This is a genomic window from Thermogladius sp., from assembly GCF_049970955.1.
In the GTDB taxonomy this organism is placed as follows: domain Archaea; phylum Thermoproteota; class Thermoprotei_A; order Sulfolobales; family Desulfurococcaceae; genus Thermogladius.
The window spans coordinates 1-14,472 of record NZ_JBMFLY010000026.1 but is presented as its reverse complement, the minus strand read 5'-3'; the positions used below and the strand labels follow the sequence as shown (position 1 = coordinate 14,472).

The 14,472-nt window shown below is 56.7% G+C and carries 15 protein-coding genes and 4 tRNA genes; 13 read left to right on the top strand and 6 right to left on the bottom strand.

Going from position 1 to position 14,472, the window contains the following annotated elements; all coding sequences use genetic code 11:
* From ACP5VX_RS04610 to ACP5VX_RS04565, 10 genes are all read left to right on the top strand, one after another.
* A partial coding sequence (locus tag ACP5VX_RS04610; protein WP_428724717.1) for a VWA-like domain-containing protein occupies positions 1-1,082 on the top strand: 1,082 nt, incomplete at its 5' end.
* Positions 1,083-1,258: 176 nt separating this feature from the next.
* Positions 1,259-1,537, top strand: coding sequence for a UPF0147 family protein (locus ACP5VX_RS04605; RefSeq protein WP_048162806.1), 279 nt, complete (start codon positions 1,259-1,261; stop codon positions 1,535-1,537).
* A gap of 25 nt (positions 1,538-1,562) precedes the next feature.
* Complete coding sequence (locus ACP5VX_RS04600) at positions 1,563-2,990, top strand: DUF402 domain-containing protein (protein WP_428724716.1); 1,428 nt, start codon at positions 1,563-1,565, stop codon at positions 2,988-2,990.
* A 5-nt stretch (positions 2,991-2,995) separates the two neighbouring features.
* Positions 2,996-3,080: transfer RNA gene (locus ACP5VX_RS04595), tRNA-Leu, on the top strand.
* Between the two features lie 55 nt (positions 3,081-3,135).
* Positions 3,136-3,210 (top strand) — tRNA-Arg (locus ACP5VX_RS04590).
* A 354-nt stretch (positions 3,211-3,564) separates the two neighbouring features.
* Positions 3,565-4,059: an RpiB/LacA/LacB family sugar-phosphate isomerase gene (locus tag ACP5VX_RS04585; RefSeq protein ID WP_428724715.1), complete on the top strand. Its 495-nt coding sequence runs from the start codon at positions 3,565-3,567 to the stop codon at positions 4,057-4,059.
* 76 nt (positions 4,060-4,135) lie between these two features.
* Positions 4,136-5,803 (top strand): hypothetical protein, encoded by a 1,668-nt coding sequence (locus ACP5VX_RS04580; protein WP_428724714.1) that lies wholly within the window; start codon positions 4,136-4,138, stop codon positions 5,801-5,803.
* 444 nt (positions 5,804-6,247) lie between these two features.
* Positions 6,248-6,796, top strand: coding sequence for a nucleotidyltransferase (locus ACP5VX_RS04575; RefSeq protein ID WP_428724713.1), 549 nt, complete (start codon positions 6,248-6,250; stop codon positions 6,794-6,796).
* Positions 6,797-6,823: 27 nt separating this feature from the next.
* Positions 6,824-7,009, top strand: a complete 186-nt coding sequence (locus tag ACP5VX_RS04570) for a 50S ribosomal protein L40e (protein WP_428724712.1) — start codon at positions 6,824-6,826, stop codon at positions 7,007-7,009.
* Between the two features lie 65 nt (positions 7,010-7,074).
* A tRNA-Thr gene (locus ACP5VX_RS04565) sits at positions 7,075-7,148 on the top strand.
* 55 nt (positions 7,149-7,203) lie between these two features.
* On the opposite strand, the gene ACP5VX_RS04560 is transcribed toward ACP5VX_RS04565, so the two are convergent.
* The 3 genes from ACP5VX_RS04560 to ACP5VX_RS04550 all read right to left on the bottom strand — a co-directional run bounded on the left by ACP5VX_RS04560 (position 7,204) and on the right by ACP5VX_RS04550 (position 9,487).
* Complete coding sequence (locus ACP5VX_RS04560) at positions 7,204-8,796, bottom strand: protein kinase domain-containing protein (protein ID WP_428724711.1); 1,593 nt, start codon at positions 8,794-8,796, stop codon at positions 7,204-7,206.
* A gap of 13 nt (positions 8,797-8,809) precedes the next feature.
* Positions 8,810-9,145: an FHA domain-containing protein gene (locus ACP5VX_RS04555; RefSeq protein ID WP_428724710.1), complete on the bottom strand. Its 336-nt coding sequence runs from the start codon at positions 9,143-9,145 to the stop codon at positions 8,810-8,812.
* A 117-nt stretch (positions 9,146-9,262) separates the two neighbouring features.
* Positions 9,263-9,487, bottom strand: a complete 225-nt coding sequence (locus tag ACP5VX_RS04550; RefSeq protein WP_428724709.1) for a hypothetical protein — start codon at positions 9,485-9,487, stop codon at positions 9,263-9,265.
* A gap of 108 nt (positions 9,488-9,595) precedes the next feature.
* Between ACP5VX_RS04550 and ACP5VX_RS04545 the strand changes: the two genes are divergently transcribed.
* Positions 9,596-10,693, top strand: coding sequence for a M24 family metallopeptidase (locus ACP5VX_RS04545; RefSeq protein WP_428724718.1), 1,098 nt, complete (start codon positions 9,596-9,598; stop codon positions 10,691-10,693).
* 37 nt (positions 10,694-10,730) lie between these two features.
* Here the strand turns inward: ACP5VX_RS04545 and ACP5VX_RS04540 are convergent, their stop codons facing one another.
* Both ACP5VX_RS04540 and ACP5VX_RS04535 read right to left on the bottom strand, forming a co-directional pair.
* The gene (locus ACP5VX_RS04540) at positions 10,731-11,513 is read right to left on the bottom strand and encodes an inositol monophosphatase family protein (RefSeq protein WP_428724708.1); all 783 of its coding nucleotides are present in this window, start codon (positions 11,511-11,513) and stop codon (positions 10,731-10,733) included.
* 90 nt (positions 11,514-11,603) lie between these two features.
* Positions 11,604-11,924, bottom strand: a complete 321-nt coding sequence (locus ACP5VX_RS04535; protein ID WP_428724707.1) for a hypothetical protein — start codon at positions 11,922-11,924, stop codon at positions 11,604-11,606.
* 216 nt (positions 11,925-12,140) lie between these two features.
* Between ACP5VX_RS04535 and ACP5VX_RS04530 the strand changes: the two genes are divergently transcribed.
* Together ACP5VX_RS04530 and ACP5VX_RS04525 are read left to right on the top strand one after the other, a co-directional pair.
* Positions 12,141-13,286, top strand: coding sequence for a pyridoxal-phosphate-dependent aminotransferase family protein (locus tag ACP5VX_RS04530; RefSeq protein WP_428724706.1), 1,146 nt, complete (start codon positions 12,141-12,143; stop codon positions 13,284-13,286).
* Positions 13,283-14,212 carry a D-2-hydroxyacid dehydrogenase gene (locus tag ACP5VX_RS04525; RefSeq protein WP_428724705.1) on the top strand — a complete coding sequence of 310 codons (930 nt, stop codon included), beginning with the start codon at positions 13,283-13,285 and terminating at the stop codon, positions 14,210-14,212. The genes ACP5VX_RS04530 and ACP5VX_RS04525 overlap by 4 nt, the downstream gene beginning before the upstream one ends.
* A gap of 135 nt (positions 14,213-14,347) precedes the next feature.
* Here the strand turns inward: ACP5VX_RS04525 and ACP5VX_RS04520 are convergent.
* Positions 14,348-14,421: transfer RNA gene (locus ACP5VX_RS04520), tRNA-Met, on the bottom strand.
* Positions 14,422-14,472 lie beyond the last annotated feature (51 nt).

Sequence of the window (14,472 nt, the reverse complement as noted above, 5' to 3'; positions counted from 1 at the left end):
TGTTCGCCGACAGGCTACCGGTACCGGGAGAGGCCGTCAGGACGAAAGACGTCGAAGAGATATACAGCATGCTCGGCATAAACGAGGACCCCTACAAGCAGAGCTCGATGGAGATAGCCATGGACATCCTCTCGGCGCTGAGGGCCTTCAAGAAGAGACTGAGTATCATCAACTCCGCACTCCAGAAGGGGGTGGGCGAGAAGGAAGGGGAGGAGGTCGAAATAGTAAGGAGAAAGACTGAAAAGACGATCGATGAAGCTGAGGGGACGCTGAAGAAAACTTCCGAGATCACCTGGGGGGACGTGGACGACATCAACGAGAGCCGGGAGTGCGAGCGCGTCGAGGTCAACGCGGGCGGGGGATGGGCGGGGGACGAGAAATGGAGGTTGAAGGAGATGCTCCACCAACAGATTCACATGGCCAGATTCCTCAAGATGGTCGGGAGCGACCCCCGCGCTGACAGGATCGTCCGGGAGAGGCTGGGTCTGGTCGTGAAATGGAAGGGCATTCTGACCAATCTCGTGAGAAGGGCTATGGCGCCCACGAAGATCAGGAAGACGTGGAGTAGGCCGAACAGGAGGCTACCCGGCGTCTACCCCTACAAGACCCCCTACGGCCTCGGTAAGGTAGCGGTGCTCGTGGACACCAGCGGGTCCGTAAGCGACGTGCTGATAAAGCAGGTCCTGGGCGAGGTACAAAAGGTCGCCAGGGCGGCGGTGGCGGACGTCGTCGTCATACCCTGGGGCGCGACCGCATACCCGGAGTTCGAGCTTAAGAGTCCGGCCGACCTCGGCAAGTTGAAGCTAGGGGGCGGCGGAACGTCGATGTTACGCGACGCGCTCGAGGTAGTGGGCAAGAAGTACCCGGACGCGGACGCGGTAGTCATATTAAGCGACTGGATCATCGGAGACCTGGAGGACCCCAGGGTTGTCTCGCTACTTAAGAGGTACAACGACAGGCTCGTAGCGGTCTCGGTAAACGGCGTGTCTCCTCCGGGTTACCTCAAACACAGGCTCAAAATATTAATGAACGAGGGCGGGGCGTCCTACGTAATAGGCGTGAGCTTCTCCTCCACCGCCTGACTCAAACAGTTTTTCCCCGTTCACATCTGCCTCTCCCGGCCTTAATCCGGGCGCTCCATTTCTATCTCGGCGCCGACCCGTGCCGCGCGGGCCAGGAGCACACGGCAGTCCTCAGGGCGGTGCCCCTACACTGTTTTAATCGCCGTTTACACATTAGAGAAGTGGGGGTGGTCGGCGTGTCATCCGGGGTGAGGGTGCCCGACAATACCGCCAAGATCAACAACGCGATATACCTGCTGCTCTCCATCATCAACGACACGGCTGTCCCCAGGAACATAAGGAGGGCTGCCACCGAGGCGCTGAACTACCTGAGGAGCGAGAACCTGACGCCGGGCGTGAGGGCGGCGAACGCGGTGAGCGTGCTCGACCAGGTCAGCCAAGACCCCAACATGCCCCTGTCGGCTAGGACGAAGATCTGGCAGGTCATCGCGATCCTGGAGACAATACACGACTAGCTGGTCCTGAACGGGGTTCACCTTTTTGACGAGCGTCAGAGTCAGAGGTATCTCGTCAACTGCGCTCTCCTACCTGTTCCTGTTGAGGGGCTTCAGGGTCGTACAAGCGTCGGGAGTGATCAGGGAGAGGCTGGGGATACCCTTCGACACCTCCCCTGCCGAGGTCACTGTGAAGGACTCCGAGGAGCCGAGCACGCTCGTAGTCCTCGGCAAGCCTGAAGGGGTCAGAGAAGTGTTGGACTCGATAACCGCGGAGCTACGGGACGTAGTGGTCTGGTGGGGGAGGCCCGGTCTCCACGCCGTGGTGAGGGCGCGGGTCAGCAGGCTCGAGGAGGGCGGGTGTATACTAGAGCTACCGGGCGGGGTTGAGGGGGTTCTGCGCGCGTGCCACGGAAGAGAGGGCGACCTCGTGGTCGTGTCCGTTGCAAGGCCCTCGTTTAGGAGAGGGGAGAGGGCCGTAGTATCCAGGGAGCTGAGGTTCGACGGGCTCTACGTCTCCCTCATTAAAGGAGGAAAGATAGAGTTCTCGGAGTTCATCAGAGACCCGGCGAAGAAAGCAGAGCTCTCGGCTCTGGCGGTATCCAAGCTCGTGGGGTCTGGTCTAGGCGTGAGGTTCAGGAGCAACAGCCAGTACGCAGACCCGCACGAGGTGTCTAGAGAGATCGACTTTTTACTCGGGGTTTTGAGGGATTTCGAGGCGAAGCTGAAGAGCGGGGGCGACGTGGAAGTGCTGTACGAGGGCGAGTCCATAGCCCTAGTATACCTGACGTCGCCTGCCAAGGCTAGGCTGGACGAGCTGAGGGGTAGGGTCGCCCCGACAGCGATAGGGCACCACCAGTTGAAGTACATGGGGTTTGACGAGGTAGTGGACTACACCGAGTACCTGCTGTCCAATAAGGCGATAACGAGGGAGAGCACGGCCCTACTCTCCAGCTACCTGGTGTACAAGCAGGTCGGGCGGGAGTTCTCGTTCAGGCAGGTTAAGCCGGACGGAGGGGTCGTGAATCTGGCGCCGGGCGTGCTAGAGAAGGTGGAGGTCGGGCGGGGAGGGCTAACCCTCGTCTTCAAGAGGGTGATGAGGTCCAGCGGTGTCTACGACGGGCTGGGCGTGGAGAAGAAGCCCGGGGACGTGGACTACATGGTAGTGGACACGTCGTCCTGGACCATATCACACAACTACTACAGGGGCTCGGACTACTTGGGCACGTACGTGAACATCAACACGCCCCCGGACGTCGGGGAGGGGGTAGTCGAGTATCTGGACCTGGAGGTAGACGTCGTGGTCAGGGGAGACGGCGTACTAGAGGTGATAGACCTCGATAAACTGGAAGATGCGTGGAGGAGCAAGGCGCTCAGCGACAGCCTCTACAAGAGAGCGCTCGAGGAAGTCGAGAAGGTTAGAAGCAACCCTACCGCTCACGTTTATAACCCGTGGAAGAATCAACAGAAATAATTAGAGCGGGGGTGCCCGAGCTAGGTCAAAGGGGTCGGGCTTAGGACCCGATGGCGTAGGCCTGCGTGGGTTCGAATCCCACCCCCCGCACTGCTCGTAGCAGTCCTCAAAAGTTAATTACAGTTCTTGAGACACTACTAGATTAGGGCCCGTCGCCTAGCTTGGATAGGGCGCCGGCCTTCGGAGCCGGAGGTCCCGGGTTCAAGTCCCGGCGGGCCCGTCGAGTCCTAACCCGCTATTAGCAGGGAGTGGAGTGAGAGCAAAGTATGCCGCATGCTTCAGCAGAGTAGACGCTGGTGTTTCTTCTTCGTTGGTCGTTGATATACTGTTCGCGATGTCACGTATATTGCTGTCTGCGTCCTGTAGGTGCTTCCAGTAGAGACCGAAGCGGTCTTAGGCCGATAGAGCTCTCAAGGGGTCTATAAATCGCTGAGGGGGAGAGTACGAGCTCGTAAAGAGAGGTGATAGGTCCCGGCGGGGTACACGAACAGAGTACAACCACCGTCGATACCGTCCTCGAGAAGGGCCTGTTCGAGGACACATCCTCGACCAACGAATTTAAGGCACTAAAGCCATGTCGCGTATAGGTAGGGACGCGGTTTTGCCAAGGGCTATAGTCGGCTCGGACGACTTGTACGCTTGTGCCAGGGAGGCGGTCGAGCACCTCAGGAGGAAGGGCTTCGAGGTAGTAGTGGTAGGCGCCCTGAAGACCGGTAAGCCGGAGCCGTGGCCGCTGGTAGCGAGAGAAGTGGGCTTAGCCGTCGCCCGGGGTGAGGCCGACTTCGGGGTAGTGGTGTGCTATACGGGGACGGGCGTCTCGATCGCGGCGAACAAGATCCCTGGTGTCAGGGCTGCTCTCTGCAACGACCCCGAGACTGCGCGGGGGGCTAGGTTGTGGAACGACGCGAACGTGCTGGCGATGAGCGGCAGGCTCGTAACGGACATTCTCGCCAGGGAGATCATAGACGCCTGGCTATCCGTAAAGGCCCCCGACGCCTCCGAACTAGAGAACATCGAGAGGCTTAAGTCCATAGACGAGGAGTTCAGGAGCTCTAAAGTGAGGGCGTGAGGCTCAAAAAGTGGTTTTTTACCCGCAACTGGGAGACCTATCCAGAGGCTCAGCTTAGACCCGCGGCGTGGTGGATGTGCCAGGGCTGGAAAGCACACCCCCGGACGCGACCTCTCGTAGAGCGTTCTTCATCGGTTTAACTGGAGTAGCTGGCGTAGTCGCTCTCCTTATTTCCACGCTCTACAGGGACTACGTGAGGGATGTAGCCACAGTGGTACTCAGCGACGTACACTCTTACTTGGTGATCGCATTAGGCAACGCGGTGTTAGCGCTCTACTTGGCCTTGAAAGACGAAGTCTTCAGGTTCGAGGTCAGCGTTGGCAGGGTCCTCGCTACACTATTGCTGGCCTTGTTCTCGGTGTTCTTCTACCTGGTAGCCCCTCTAGTAGGTGAGTACACGACTTTCTACCGGGGTCTGAGCCTTAGCCTGCTCGTTCTCTCCACACTACTGTTCATATTCACACCGACGAGCACTGGGACCCTAGCACCCTACCTCTCAGTACTGCTACTAGCGCCGTTCCCGGCGAGCTTCCTCGACAACGCGGCGCGAATCTTTTCGAGAGTGGCGGGAGAGATCGCGGCGGGGATAACCGGCTCGACGTTTAGTTACGGAGACGGCTTCGGGCAGATCACAGTCCACACTAGTTACGGTCCCGTGGAGGTGCCGCTGGTATCAATACGCCTCGGGTACACCCCCCTCACGTCGACGATCGCGCTGCTGCCATTGGTGCTCTTGTTAGTTTCTAGGAAAACTTTGAGTTTTAGGCGGAAGAGCGTGCTCGCCCTGGTCTCTATCGCGTTAGGGATCCTGATCGGTTTTGTCGGGGAAGTGCTGAGAGCGGTCGTCCTGGTCGAGGCGGTAAGGTATGGAGGTACCCCCTCCGCCTGGAGCGCTCTCGGCTACACTCCCACCATAGTCTATGTAGCGGCCTCGTCTATTGCGGCCGTATACCTAGCTTCCGGTACTTTTCTCACTGGGAGCACGCCCAGTGAGGAGACCTCTCGTGGAGTAGCCGACACCGGCGTAAGGGCTGTAACCGGTCTAGTACTACTGCTACTACTCTCTTTCACTGCGCTGGTAGCGGTTTTAAGCCCCATTAACACGTCGTGGGGTTACACAATAATTTCTCCGGGAGTTGGCGCCTGGGACTTCGTGTCAAGGCCCGAGAACTACATTTTCGAGGGCTTCAAGATCGAGAGCGCCTGGAGCGACCCTGGTAGAGCGGGCCTACTAGGCGTACTGAGTGTGAGGTACGTAGCTTTCAGCTATAATGGGGTACCCTATCAATCGGTCATCGAGGTCGCCGAGACACCCACACTCCTTCACGCGTGGAGTTATGACCTGAGCTTGGAGGGGTACAGTGTTGTTAGGTCATGGGTCCAAGACGTGAACGGTGTACGCGTGTATCTCGTGCAGGCTAGCAGGTGGAATACGAGCTGTACGATAGCAGCCGCCCTCTTCCCTGTTTCAATAAGAGATGGGTCCGCCACCTCTCAACTATATGTCAGGGTGTTTCTAGCACCTGGCGAGGCAGCCCCCGACTCCACGGTCGCCGCGTTAGAGGCCATAAAAAGAGTTCTAGACAGCCAGCGGTTTGTCCCACCATCCACTGTGAGCCTGCTCGATCCACTGGGAGCACTGCTTAAACTCGGAGTGATCGCCATGATAGTGTACTACGCGTTTTTGGCGGGGCTCAAGATACTGCCACCCAGGTCGCTCGGGCGCGCCCGCACTCGTAGCTAGCCGAGAAGCGCCGGCCGAGGCTTCTCGCTCCAAAACGGCATCTCGGGTTTTCGTAACGGTCGAACGGTAGGCCGATCGCTCTTGTATACGATCTTGTGTCGATCTGCTTAAAGGGGTTTTGGCTGTAGAGGGGTCGGTTCGGCTGTCGGGGACCGGTCGAAGAGCCCAACTCGTTCCCGAGGCAGAGTACCATTTTCACGGTCGGCTCTACCAATGCCGGCCGGACTAGTTCCATAACAGTTAGAGACTTTCCTGCACCTCCGAGAGTGCGTAGCTTCATTGTTTCAAGTTCCTCGCTGTATTACCTTTTCAACAGAATAAAGAAGTCGACCCAGTAGCTGGTGGGCTTCGTTGGACCCACAATACACCACGATTGGGCATAAAACCTTAATAGCAGATAATGAGGTATCCGAGGGGATGTTTAGCGTAGAGTAGGTGGTAGTAGTGCCCTTTAGTAGGAAGGCCCTGGCGAAAGTAGCCGAGAAAATCAGTAGGAGAGGGGTAGAGTTCGTTGTGATAGGTAGTACAGCTGTAGAGCTCGCTCTAAACAAGGACGTTTTCGAGGGCGACTTGGACCTGTTTGTCATAGAGCCCAGTCCTGTCGCTAACGAGGACTTCTACCGGAGCCTAGCCGCGGAGGAGGGGTGGGAGGTCGGTTTAACAGAGCTGGGCACACTAAAGCTCGTTGCCAACGTCGACGGCGAGACCGTAGAGGTCGAGCTCTACGAGAACATAATGGACTTCAATATACCAGACGAGGTGATCGCCAACACGCGGCAGGCCTCTATAGACGGGGTCAAAGTGAGGGTTCTACACCCCGAGCAGTACTTTGTACTGAAGGCTAGGCAGGGAGTAGACTTGGACAAGCTTAGAAACTACTACAGGCAGCTCGGTAGGCTGAATACGAGCTTGCTCGAGGCTACACTAAGCTGCTTCCCCGAGGAGTCGGAGGACATAGCCGAGAGACTGAGAAGCGTGGGCTTTAAGTTTTAAACCCCCTCGGGCAATTAGACGCTAGAGGTGGTGCTTACGCCGATCAACGACCCAGTCAAGCTGAAGATCGTCTTCGACAGAGCGCTCAACAAGACCGTGTGCCGTAGGTGCGGCGCGTTAAACCCGCCTGGTGCGACCAAGTGCCGGAGATGCCACTCGGTGGGTACGCTGAGGCCGAAGAAAGCCGTTAGGACAGCTGCTAAGACGAGCTAAACTGCCACGTAAGCCCTGTAAGGCTAGCAAGTTTTAAATCTCGCTACAACATTAACAATTAGAGAGCCGCGGTAGCTCAGCCTGGTGGAGCGCTGCCCTGGTAAGGCAGAGGTCCCGGGTTCGAATCCCGGCCGCGGCTTGGAAATCCCACCTTCTCCTCGAATATTGCATGACGTAGCTGGTCGTCTTGTGGTTCACGAGGGCTTGGGGATCGCGTCCTCCCACTTCTTATCTTGTAGCAGCTTCTTGAAGCTCAGCCAGAACTCCAGCGCGTTCTTGAACCTGTCCTCTCTCTTAAGGGTGATGGTTTTCGATAGGAGTGCGAAGAGGTCTTTGTCGACCTCTCTCGACAGCACGTCCATAGATATCTTGTCGCGGTCTACGACCAGCGGGATCACCCTCTCGACAAGCTCTCCAACCCTGATCCTGCCCTCGGCCAGGCTCTTAAACAAGGGCTCTACCTCCTTGTGGAAAGTGGCCAACGCGGGGTAGTCGAGGAGGAAAGGCTCTACGCTAATGTTCATCCCGTACACGTACTTTAGTGCTAGGAGGTTGACCAGCGTTCTGTGGGGGAGTTTCTTGGAGGTCAGCGCTGTTAGAAGGGTTAACCCCAGCGAGTACACGTCGTAGTCAAACCCGGCCCTCATCTCTAGGAGGGATAGCGGGTCCGCGAACTCTGGTGTGAGTCTCGTGGGCTTATACCACCCCTCAACAGCCCTACCCGTACTAGCGAAGTCGCTGATGTAAGGGCGTACACCGAAGGGCTCCTTAGGGTCACTCCTAAGTAGGATGTTGTGCGGCTTCACGTCGAGGTGTAATATGCTGAGCGCGTGTGCTAGTGCTAGAGCCCCCGCGACCCTCAGCCCCACGCTGGCGATGAACTTCGCGTCCGCCCCTCTCCTGCTGACGTAGTCGTGTAAGTCGCCTAGGTCGGCGTAGGGCTCTATGACCACAGGCGGGTTATCGATGTAGGAGTCGGTGTCGTAGGTCTCCTGGGTGAGTATGAATCCGTGGGGGCACAGGACGTACTTCTTATACAGGCTGAGCTCGTTGTACAAGGCCTCCCCGAGCCCCACCTTCGTCAAAAACCTCACGATCTCCTCCTTGTCAGGGTGGCATATCTGTAGCACGTTAATGTAGCTCCTTATGAAGTCGCTGATCTTCTCGGGACCCGAGAGAGCGAGTGGCGTCCCGTTGGGTAGCTTGTCCCGGGGTATCTTGAAGACGTACGTCAGCCCATCCTTCCCCACGGTTTTCAGAACGTAGGTGAAGCCTCCCTTGTCCGACACCGCCTCGACTACCTTGTAGTCGTAGAGTAGCCTTCCTACCCATATGTTAGGCGGCTTCTCCTCGGAAACCCTGCTTATGATCTCCCTCAGGTAGTTTTCGATGGGGGTGTCCTTTACAACGTCGGGTGTTATCCTAGCGTAGCTAACCTTGATTACCGGGTTCGAGGCTTTATAGGAGGTCGCCACCTCGCTGAAGGCGGCCTTTCCCTTTAGCCTGATAACCCCGCCTTCTTCGACTGTCAAAGCTATCACGTAGTCTCCGACGAGAACGCCCCTTATGATCCTGTTCCTCTCCTCGTGCCTCAGCAGGAAGTAAACTGCCTGGTGGTCCTTGATGCTCGACTTAGCCGTCCTTTCGAGTTCGCTGAGGGCCTCGTTAAACGGCGCCCTCTTGTTAGCTACCTCAAACTTTATCCTCAGTAGAAGTCTGGATATCTGAAGAGGGTCGCCTAGGACATCGCTCAGCTCCTCGATATTGGCGTACTCTTTGAGAACCATACCCCATCTTTCCCTACTTGAACTTAACGACTAGCACGGACTTCCCGACGGTGATTCTGCTACCGTCTTTTAATCTAACCGGCCCTTTACCCTTGATCTCGACCCCGTCAACGAGGGTCCCGTTAGTGCTACCCAGATCCTCGATAAACCACTCCCCGTCACTAAAGTATATCCTAGCGTGTAGCCTCGACACGGTAGGGTCCAGTAGCACGACGTCGCATGTGGGGTTACGGCCTAAAACGTATTCACCCGGGGGAAACTCCCAGCTCACCGCGGGGAGGGGGTGTGGCGACTCTATTAGAGTCAGCTCGATGACCTTCCCTGTTTTCTTTACCTTCCTTCTGAACAATTTAAACGCCTCTTAATAAAAATATTCGACCGAATTAATTTTTATGCAATATGTTTGATTAAAGAAAATTGGTAAATTAATCTTTCTAGCTGTACACGCCGCGCGCGGCTGCGCCTGCTAGGCTGGCAGCCTCCTGACAGTCCTGATCAACGTATACGAGTCCCGCCCCCTCGTCATCTCCAGCGTCTCCACCTCTACTCTGAAGCCGCAGACAGGGCACTTGTAGGCTATAGAGACCCTCAGCTTGTTGTCCATGGTCTTCTCCGACTCGTACACGACGTACATAAGGCTACCGTCTCTCCTGCAAAGGTAGCCGTTCTCGGTCCTCGCCACCTGGGCCATGGTCTCACTTGTAAAACCTAGTCGATTTAGCGCTTATTAAGATCGGCGAGAAAAGCGTTATTAAAATAACGCAGGAATACTGTACGCTGAGGGGTTGTTTTGAGGAGCATGCTCTGGAAAGTGGAGGAGATAGCGGAGAGACGCGGGCTGGACGCCGTCGTTATAGTGTCGCCGGAGAACGTCGAGTACTTCACCGGTGTTAAGTCCCTGGCCGACGGGGTCGTCTTACTGTTCTACGACCGCCGGAGGAGGTCTACGCAGGTGTACACCCCGCTCCTAGATTACTACAGGTACAGGGACTCCCTCGAGGCCTCTGGTGTCGAGGTCTACGGGCTCTCGAAGACCCTGAAGCCGTCTGATGCGCGCGTCGTCGACAAGGACTGGGCCGAGCTGGTTAAGGACCTTGCGGGGGGTGGCAAGGTGGGGCTCGACGCGCGGTTCACATCACCTTTAATGGGGGTCGTCATGAGGAGCCTGGGAGAGTATGTCGACGTGTCAGACGACATATCTAAGTACAGGATGGTCAAGGAGGACTGGGAGATAGAGCTGATAAAGAGAGCCGTCGACGTCACGATCCAGGGCATTAGGGCTGTGGTCGACGCCGTCGACGTGGGAGTATCCGAGGCGGAGCTCGCGGGCGTCTTCGAGGGGACTGTCAGGAAGATGGGGGTCGAGGACTACGCCTTCCCTCCCATAGTATCCACCTCTCCCAACAACAGCTACCCCCACAACACACCTACAACTGCGAAGGTGAAGCAGGGCGACTTAATAGTGATAGACGTCGGGGTGAGAGTCGGCGGGAGGTGTAGCGACCTCACTAGGGTTGTAAAGGTTGGGAGTATACCGGGCGAGTTCAAGCGTCTGGTCGACGTGGTAGTCGAGGCGGTCTCCGAGTCGATCGACTCCGTACAGCCGGGCGTTAAGGCAGGGGAGGTGGCGGAGAGGGCTATAGCCGTGATGGAGAGGCACGGGCTGAAGGAGAGGTTTATACACGGACTCGGACACGGAATCGGGGTTGTAGTCCACGAGCCGCCCTACCTGAGGGTGGGCCACGAGACTGTGTTAGAGAAGAACATGGTGTTCACGATCGAGCCAGGCGTCTACATACCCGGGGTAGTCGGGGTGAGGATAGAAGAGGACGTGCTCGTAGACGAGAGGGGCGCTAGGGTCTTGTCCTCGAGTCTCAACCGCGTCTTCGAGGTTTAGGTTGCCAGCTCTCTAATACGGAGTGAACCAACCCTCTTCACGGCTCATATTCGCCTGGCGTGATCCAGACCTCGTCGAGGACGGTTATGCTCGTCGGGTTGATCCTATTGAGCGGAGGCCTCAGTATGACCCTCAACCCCCTATTCACCGCCACAGCTAGCCCTACCGCGATGTCGTTTATTCTCAGTTTACCGACGTCGTTTATGTAGTACTCCATCTTACCTATAGCCGTATAGAGGACTTCAAGCGAGGCGGCGCCCAGCGTTCTCAACTTCGGGACCCCTCCTTTGTCTAAGACGAACTTCCTAATCTTCTCAACCAGCCTTGGGTTGATCGTGTGGATGCAGATCAGCCCCTTACCCCTCGTAGAGAATTTGTACTCCTCGTTGTTCAAGTAGACAACTCCGTTTACGTACTCGTACTTCTCGTCCCTGAATATGTTGGAGACGAAACCGTAGACAACCCTCTCGTAGCTCAGTTCGCTCATGGAGTACACGGCTATAGAGACGGCCGAAAAGGGTATCTCGAGCACGTAGTTCAAACTACCGTCGAGAGGGTCGGCCAGGACCAGGTAGTCTGGGTTTCTAGCGATCTCGTAGAGTCCTCTCTCCTCGCTCAAGACCCACGCGTTGACCCCCTTGGATTTGAAGAGGTCTACGAGATACTCCTCCGCCATCAAGTCTATCTTCCTAGTCGTGTCCCCTGTAATCCCTCTTCCAATCTCCACGCCCAGCTCAGCCCTACCTATGTTCTCCCGTAAGAAGCGGACTAGCTCTGTCCCTATCCAGCCTACTTCACTCCTCAGCTTCAGAACGTCCATTGAAACGCCCCGTCTCCAACAAAACCCAGGTCTGGCTGTATTAATTTTCTTAAGATGTAGAATCGGGCGTATTTAAACCAACTCGGAGCCCTACTCCACAATCTTCAGCTCTCTCGCTATTTCTGCGACTCTTCTCACAGCCTCGCTCTTACCCCGCACGCGTAGGTGCTCTGTATCCACTTGCTCGACTACTACAACGCCCTCCCCCGCGTTGACGACCTTTGACAGCAGTCTCGAGAAGCCCGACGCAGGGATTATCAGTTCCTCCCCGCCCTCAACCTCGGGAGGGTCGGTCTCCTCGCCCAGTAAAGCGTAGCCTTGAGTCCTCTTCCCAGACCTCGTGGAGACCTGCTTTAGCCAGCCCTTGACGAGTATCCACTTGCCCGCCCTCGTCTTCAAGTAGACCTTCATACGCTACCATCCTACTACACCATATATAATCCGGTTTTGAAAATCTTACCATACGGGATGACCTGGCAGAGACGGACTGAACGTGTGATGTAGGTGGAGCGACTGGGACCGCAGCCTCTCTATTCTACTTCTACAGACTACCGTCCACACACTGCGTTGAAGTCAGTAAAGGAAATATACCTTGCACCCGATATCACGTAATCGGTGGGGGATCCCATGTACTTAGACGTTGTAAGAGAGGTAGAGCAGCTGGTGTGGCCTAGGAAAATGAGGCTGTTCACAGCAGGGCCGGTAGCCTGCTTCCCGGAAGTGCTGGAGGCGATGAAGTTCCAGATGTTCAGCCACAGGTCTAAGGAGTACCAGGAGCTCCACAAAGACGCTACGCTGAGGCTGAAGAAGTTCCTAGAGGCCGACAAGGCCACAGTCCTGTTGATACCCTCCAGTGGGACCGGCTTCATGGAGGCCAGCGTGAGGAACGCGATATCTCCCCGAGGTAAGGTCCTAGTAACGGTGATAGGCGAGTTTGGGAACAGGTACAAGGAAGCCGTGGAGAGGAACGGGAGAATACCCGTTGTCCTCGAGAAGGAGCTGGGCAAGGCTGTCAAGCCCGAGGAGCTGGACGACGCGCTGAAAAAGAACCCGGACGTGGAGGCGGTCACGATAACATACAACGAGACGAGCACCGGCGTCCTCAACCCGCTGAGGGAGCTGGCTAAAGTCGCAAAGGAGCACGGGAAGCTGGTTTTCGTAGACGCGGTGTCGGCGATGGGCGCGGCCGACATAAAAGTAGACGCGTGGGGTATAGACCTAGTCTTCGCCAGCAGCCAGAAGGCGTTCGGCCTTCCGCCGGGCTTGGCCATGGCGGCTGTCAGCGAGGAGGTCTTCGAGAGGGCCAAGAAGATACCTGAGAGAGGCCTGTACTTCGACCTCCTAGAAATAAGGGAGTTCCTAGAGAAGCAGTGGTCGACCCCGACAACGCCGCCGATCCCGATAGTCATAGGGCTGGACGTGATGCTCAGGATCATCGACCGGATGGGCGGGAAAGAGGCCTGGCTCAAGATGTATGCCGAGAGGGCCGAGACGATAAGGAGAAGAGTCCTCGAGCTAGGCCTAGAGCTGTTTGCCGAGCCGGGCTATTACAGCCCCACAATAACGGTAGTCTACAACCCGCCCGGCGTCAAGGGGCCCGTGATATACGAGGAGCTGAGGAAGCGGGGGATAGAGATAGCCAAGGGCTACGGTAAGGTCAGGGACATCACGTTCAGGATAGGGCACATGGGCTACATCACCCAGGAGGACATAGAAGAGCTGTTCAAGAACCTCAAGGAGGTACTGGCCTCCCTCGGCTTCGCCAGGAGGTGAAGTGCTTGGTATACAGAGTTCTCGTCGCGAGCAAGATCAGCAGGAGCGCAGTAGACTACTTGAAGTCTCACGGCTTCGAGGTAGTCGAGGTACACGAGCCTAGCGAAGAGGAGCTGGTCAGGCTCATCAAGGGCTTCCACGCGATAATCGTGAGGAGCAAGCCTAGAGTAACAAGGAGAGTTATCGAGGCCGCCGACGAGTTGAAGGTGATCGCCAGGGCCGGCGTGGGCCTCGACAACATCGACGTCCAGGCTGCCGAGAGCAGGGGTATAAAAGTCGTGAACGCCCCCGAGTCGGTCACGCAGGCTGTTGCAGAGCTGACCGTGGGCTTGATGTTAGCGCTCCTGAGGAAGATCGCATTAAGCGACAGGAAGATGAGGGAAGGCATGTGGATCAAGCACGAGGCAGTGGGCACTGAGCTGAGGGGCAAGACTTTAGGCATCGTCGGCTTCGGCAGGATCGGCAGGGCGGTGGCTAGGATCTGCTACTACGGGTTCGGCATGAAGATCATCTACACGGATAAACATTGCGACAGGGAGGCCGGGAGGGAGTTCAACGCCGAGTGTGTAGACCTAGACACGCTACTCAGGACAGCGGACATCGTCTCCCTTCACGTCCCCTTGACGCCCGAGACGACTCACCTGATCAACGAGGAGAAGCTGAAGTTGATGAAGAAGACGGCTATTCTAGTGAACACGGCTAGAGGTGCTGTAGTCGACACCAACGCCCTAGTAAAAGCCCTTAAAGAAGGCTGGATAGCGGGTGCCGCGCTAGACGTGTTCGAGCAAGAGCCACTCCCGAAAGACCACCCGTTACTCCAACTGGACAACGTGGTCTTGACCCCTCACATAGGTGCCAGTAGCGTAGAAGCCCAGGATCAAGCCGGGCTAGAGGTCGCCAAGAAGATAGTCGAGCTTTTGAAGTAGATTTTCTTCTCTCATCACCTCTCATCACTTTTCTCTTCCTCTGTAATACCAGCCGCGGCAGAGGTGATTGGGAAAGCCGAGAGAAGCAAAAAGAGACTTTGTGGTAACGGCGGGGCCTGCCTCGCGGCAGGGGTATAGCGGGGGGTGGATTTGAACCACCGACCTCGGGGTTATGAGCCCCGCGGGCTACCTGGCTGCCCTACCCCGCTGCTTTGCCCCGCCGTTATCTATATTATTCTACACGGGTTTTTAAAGCTCAG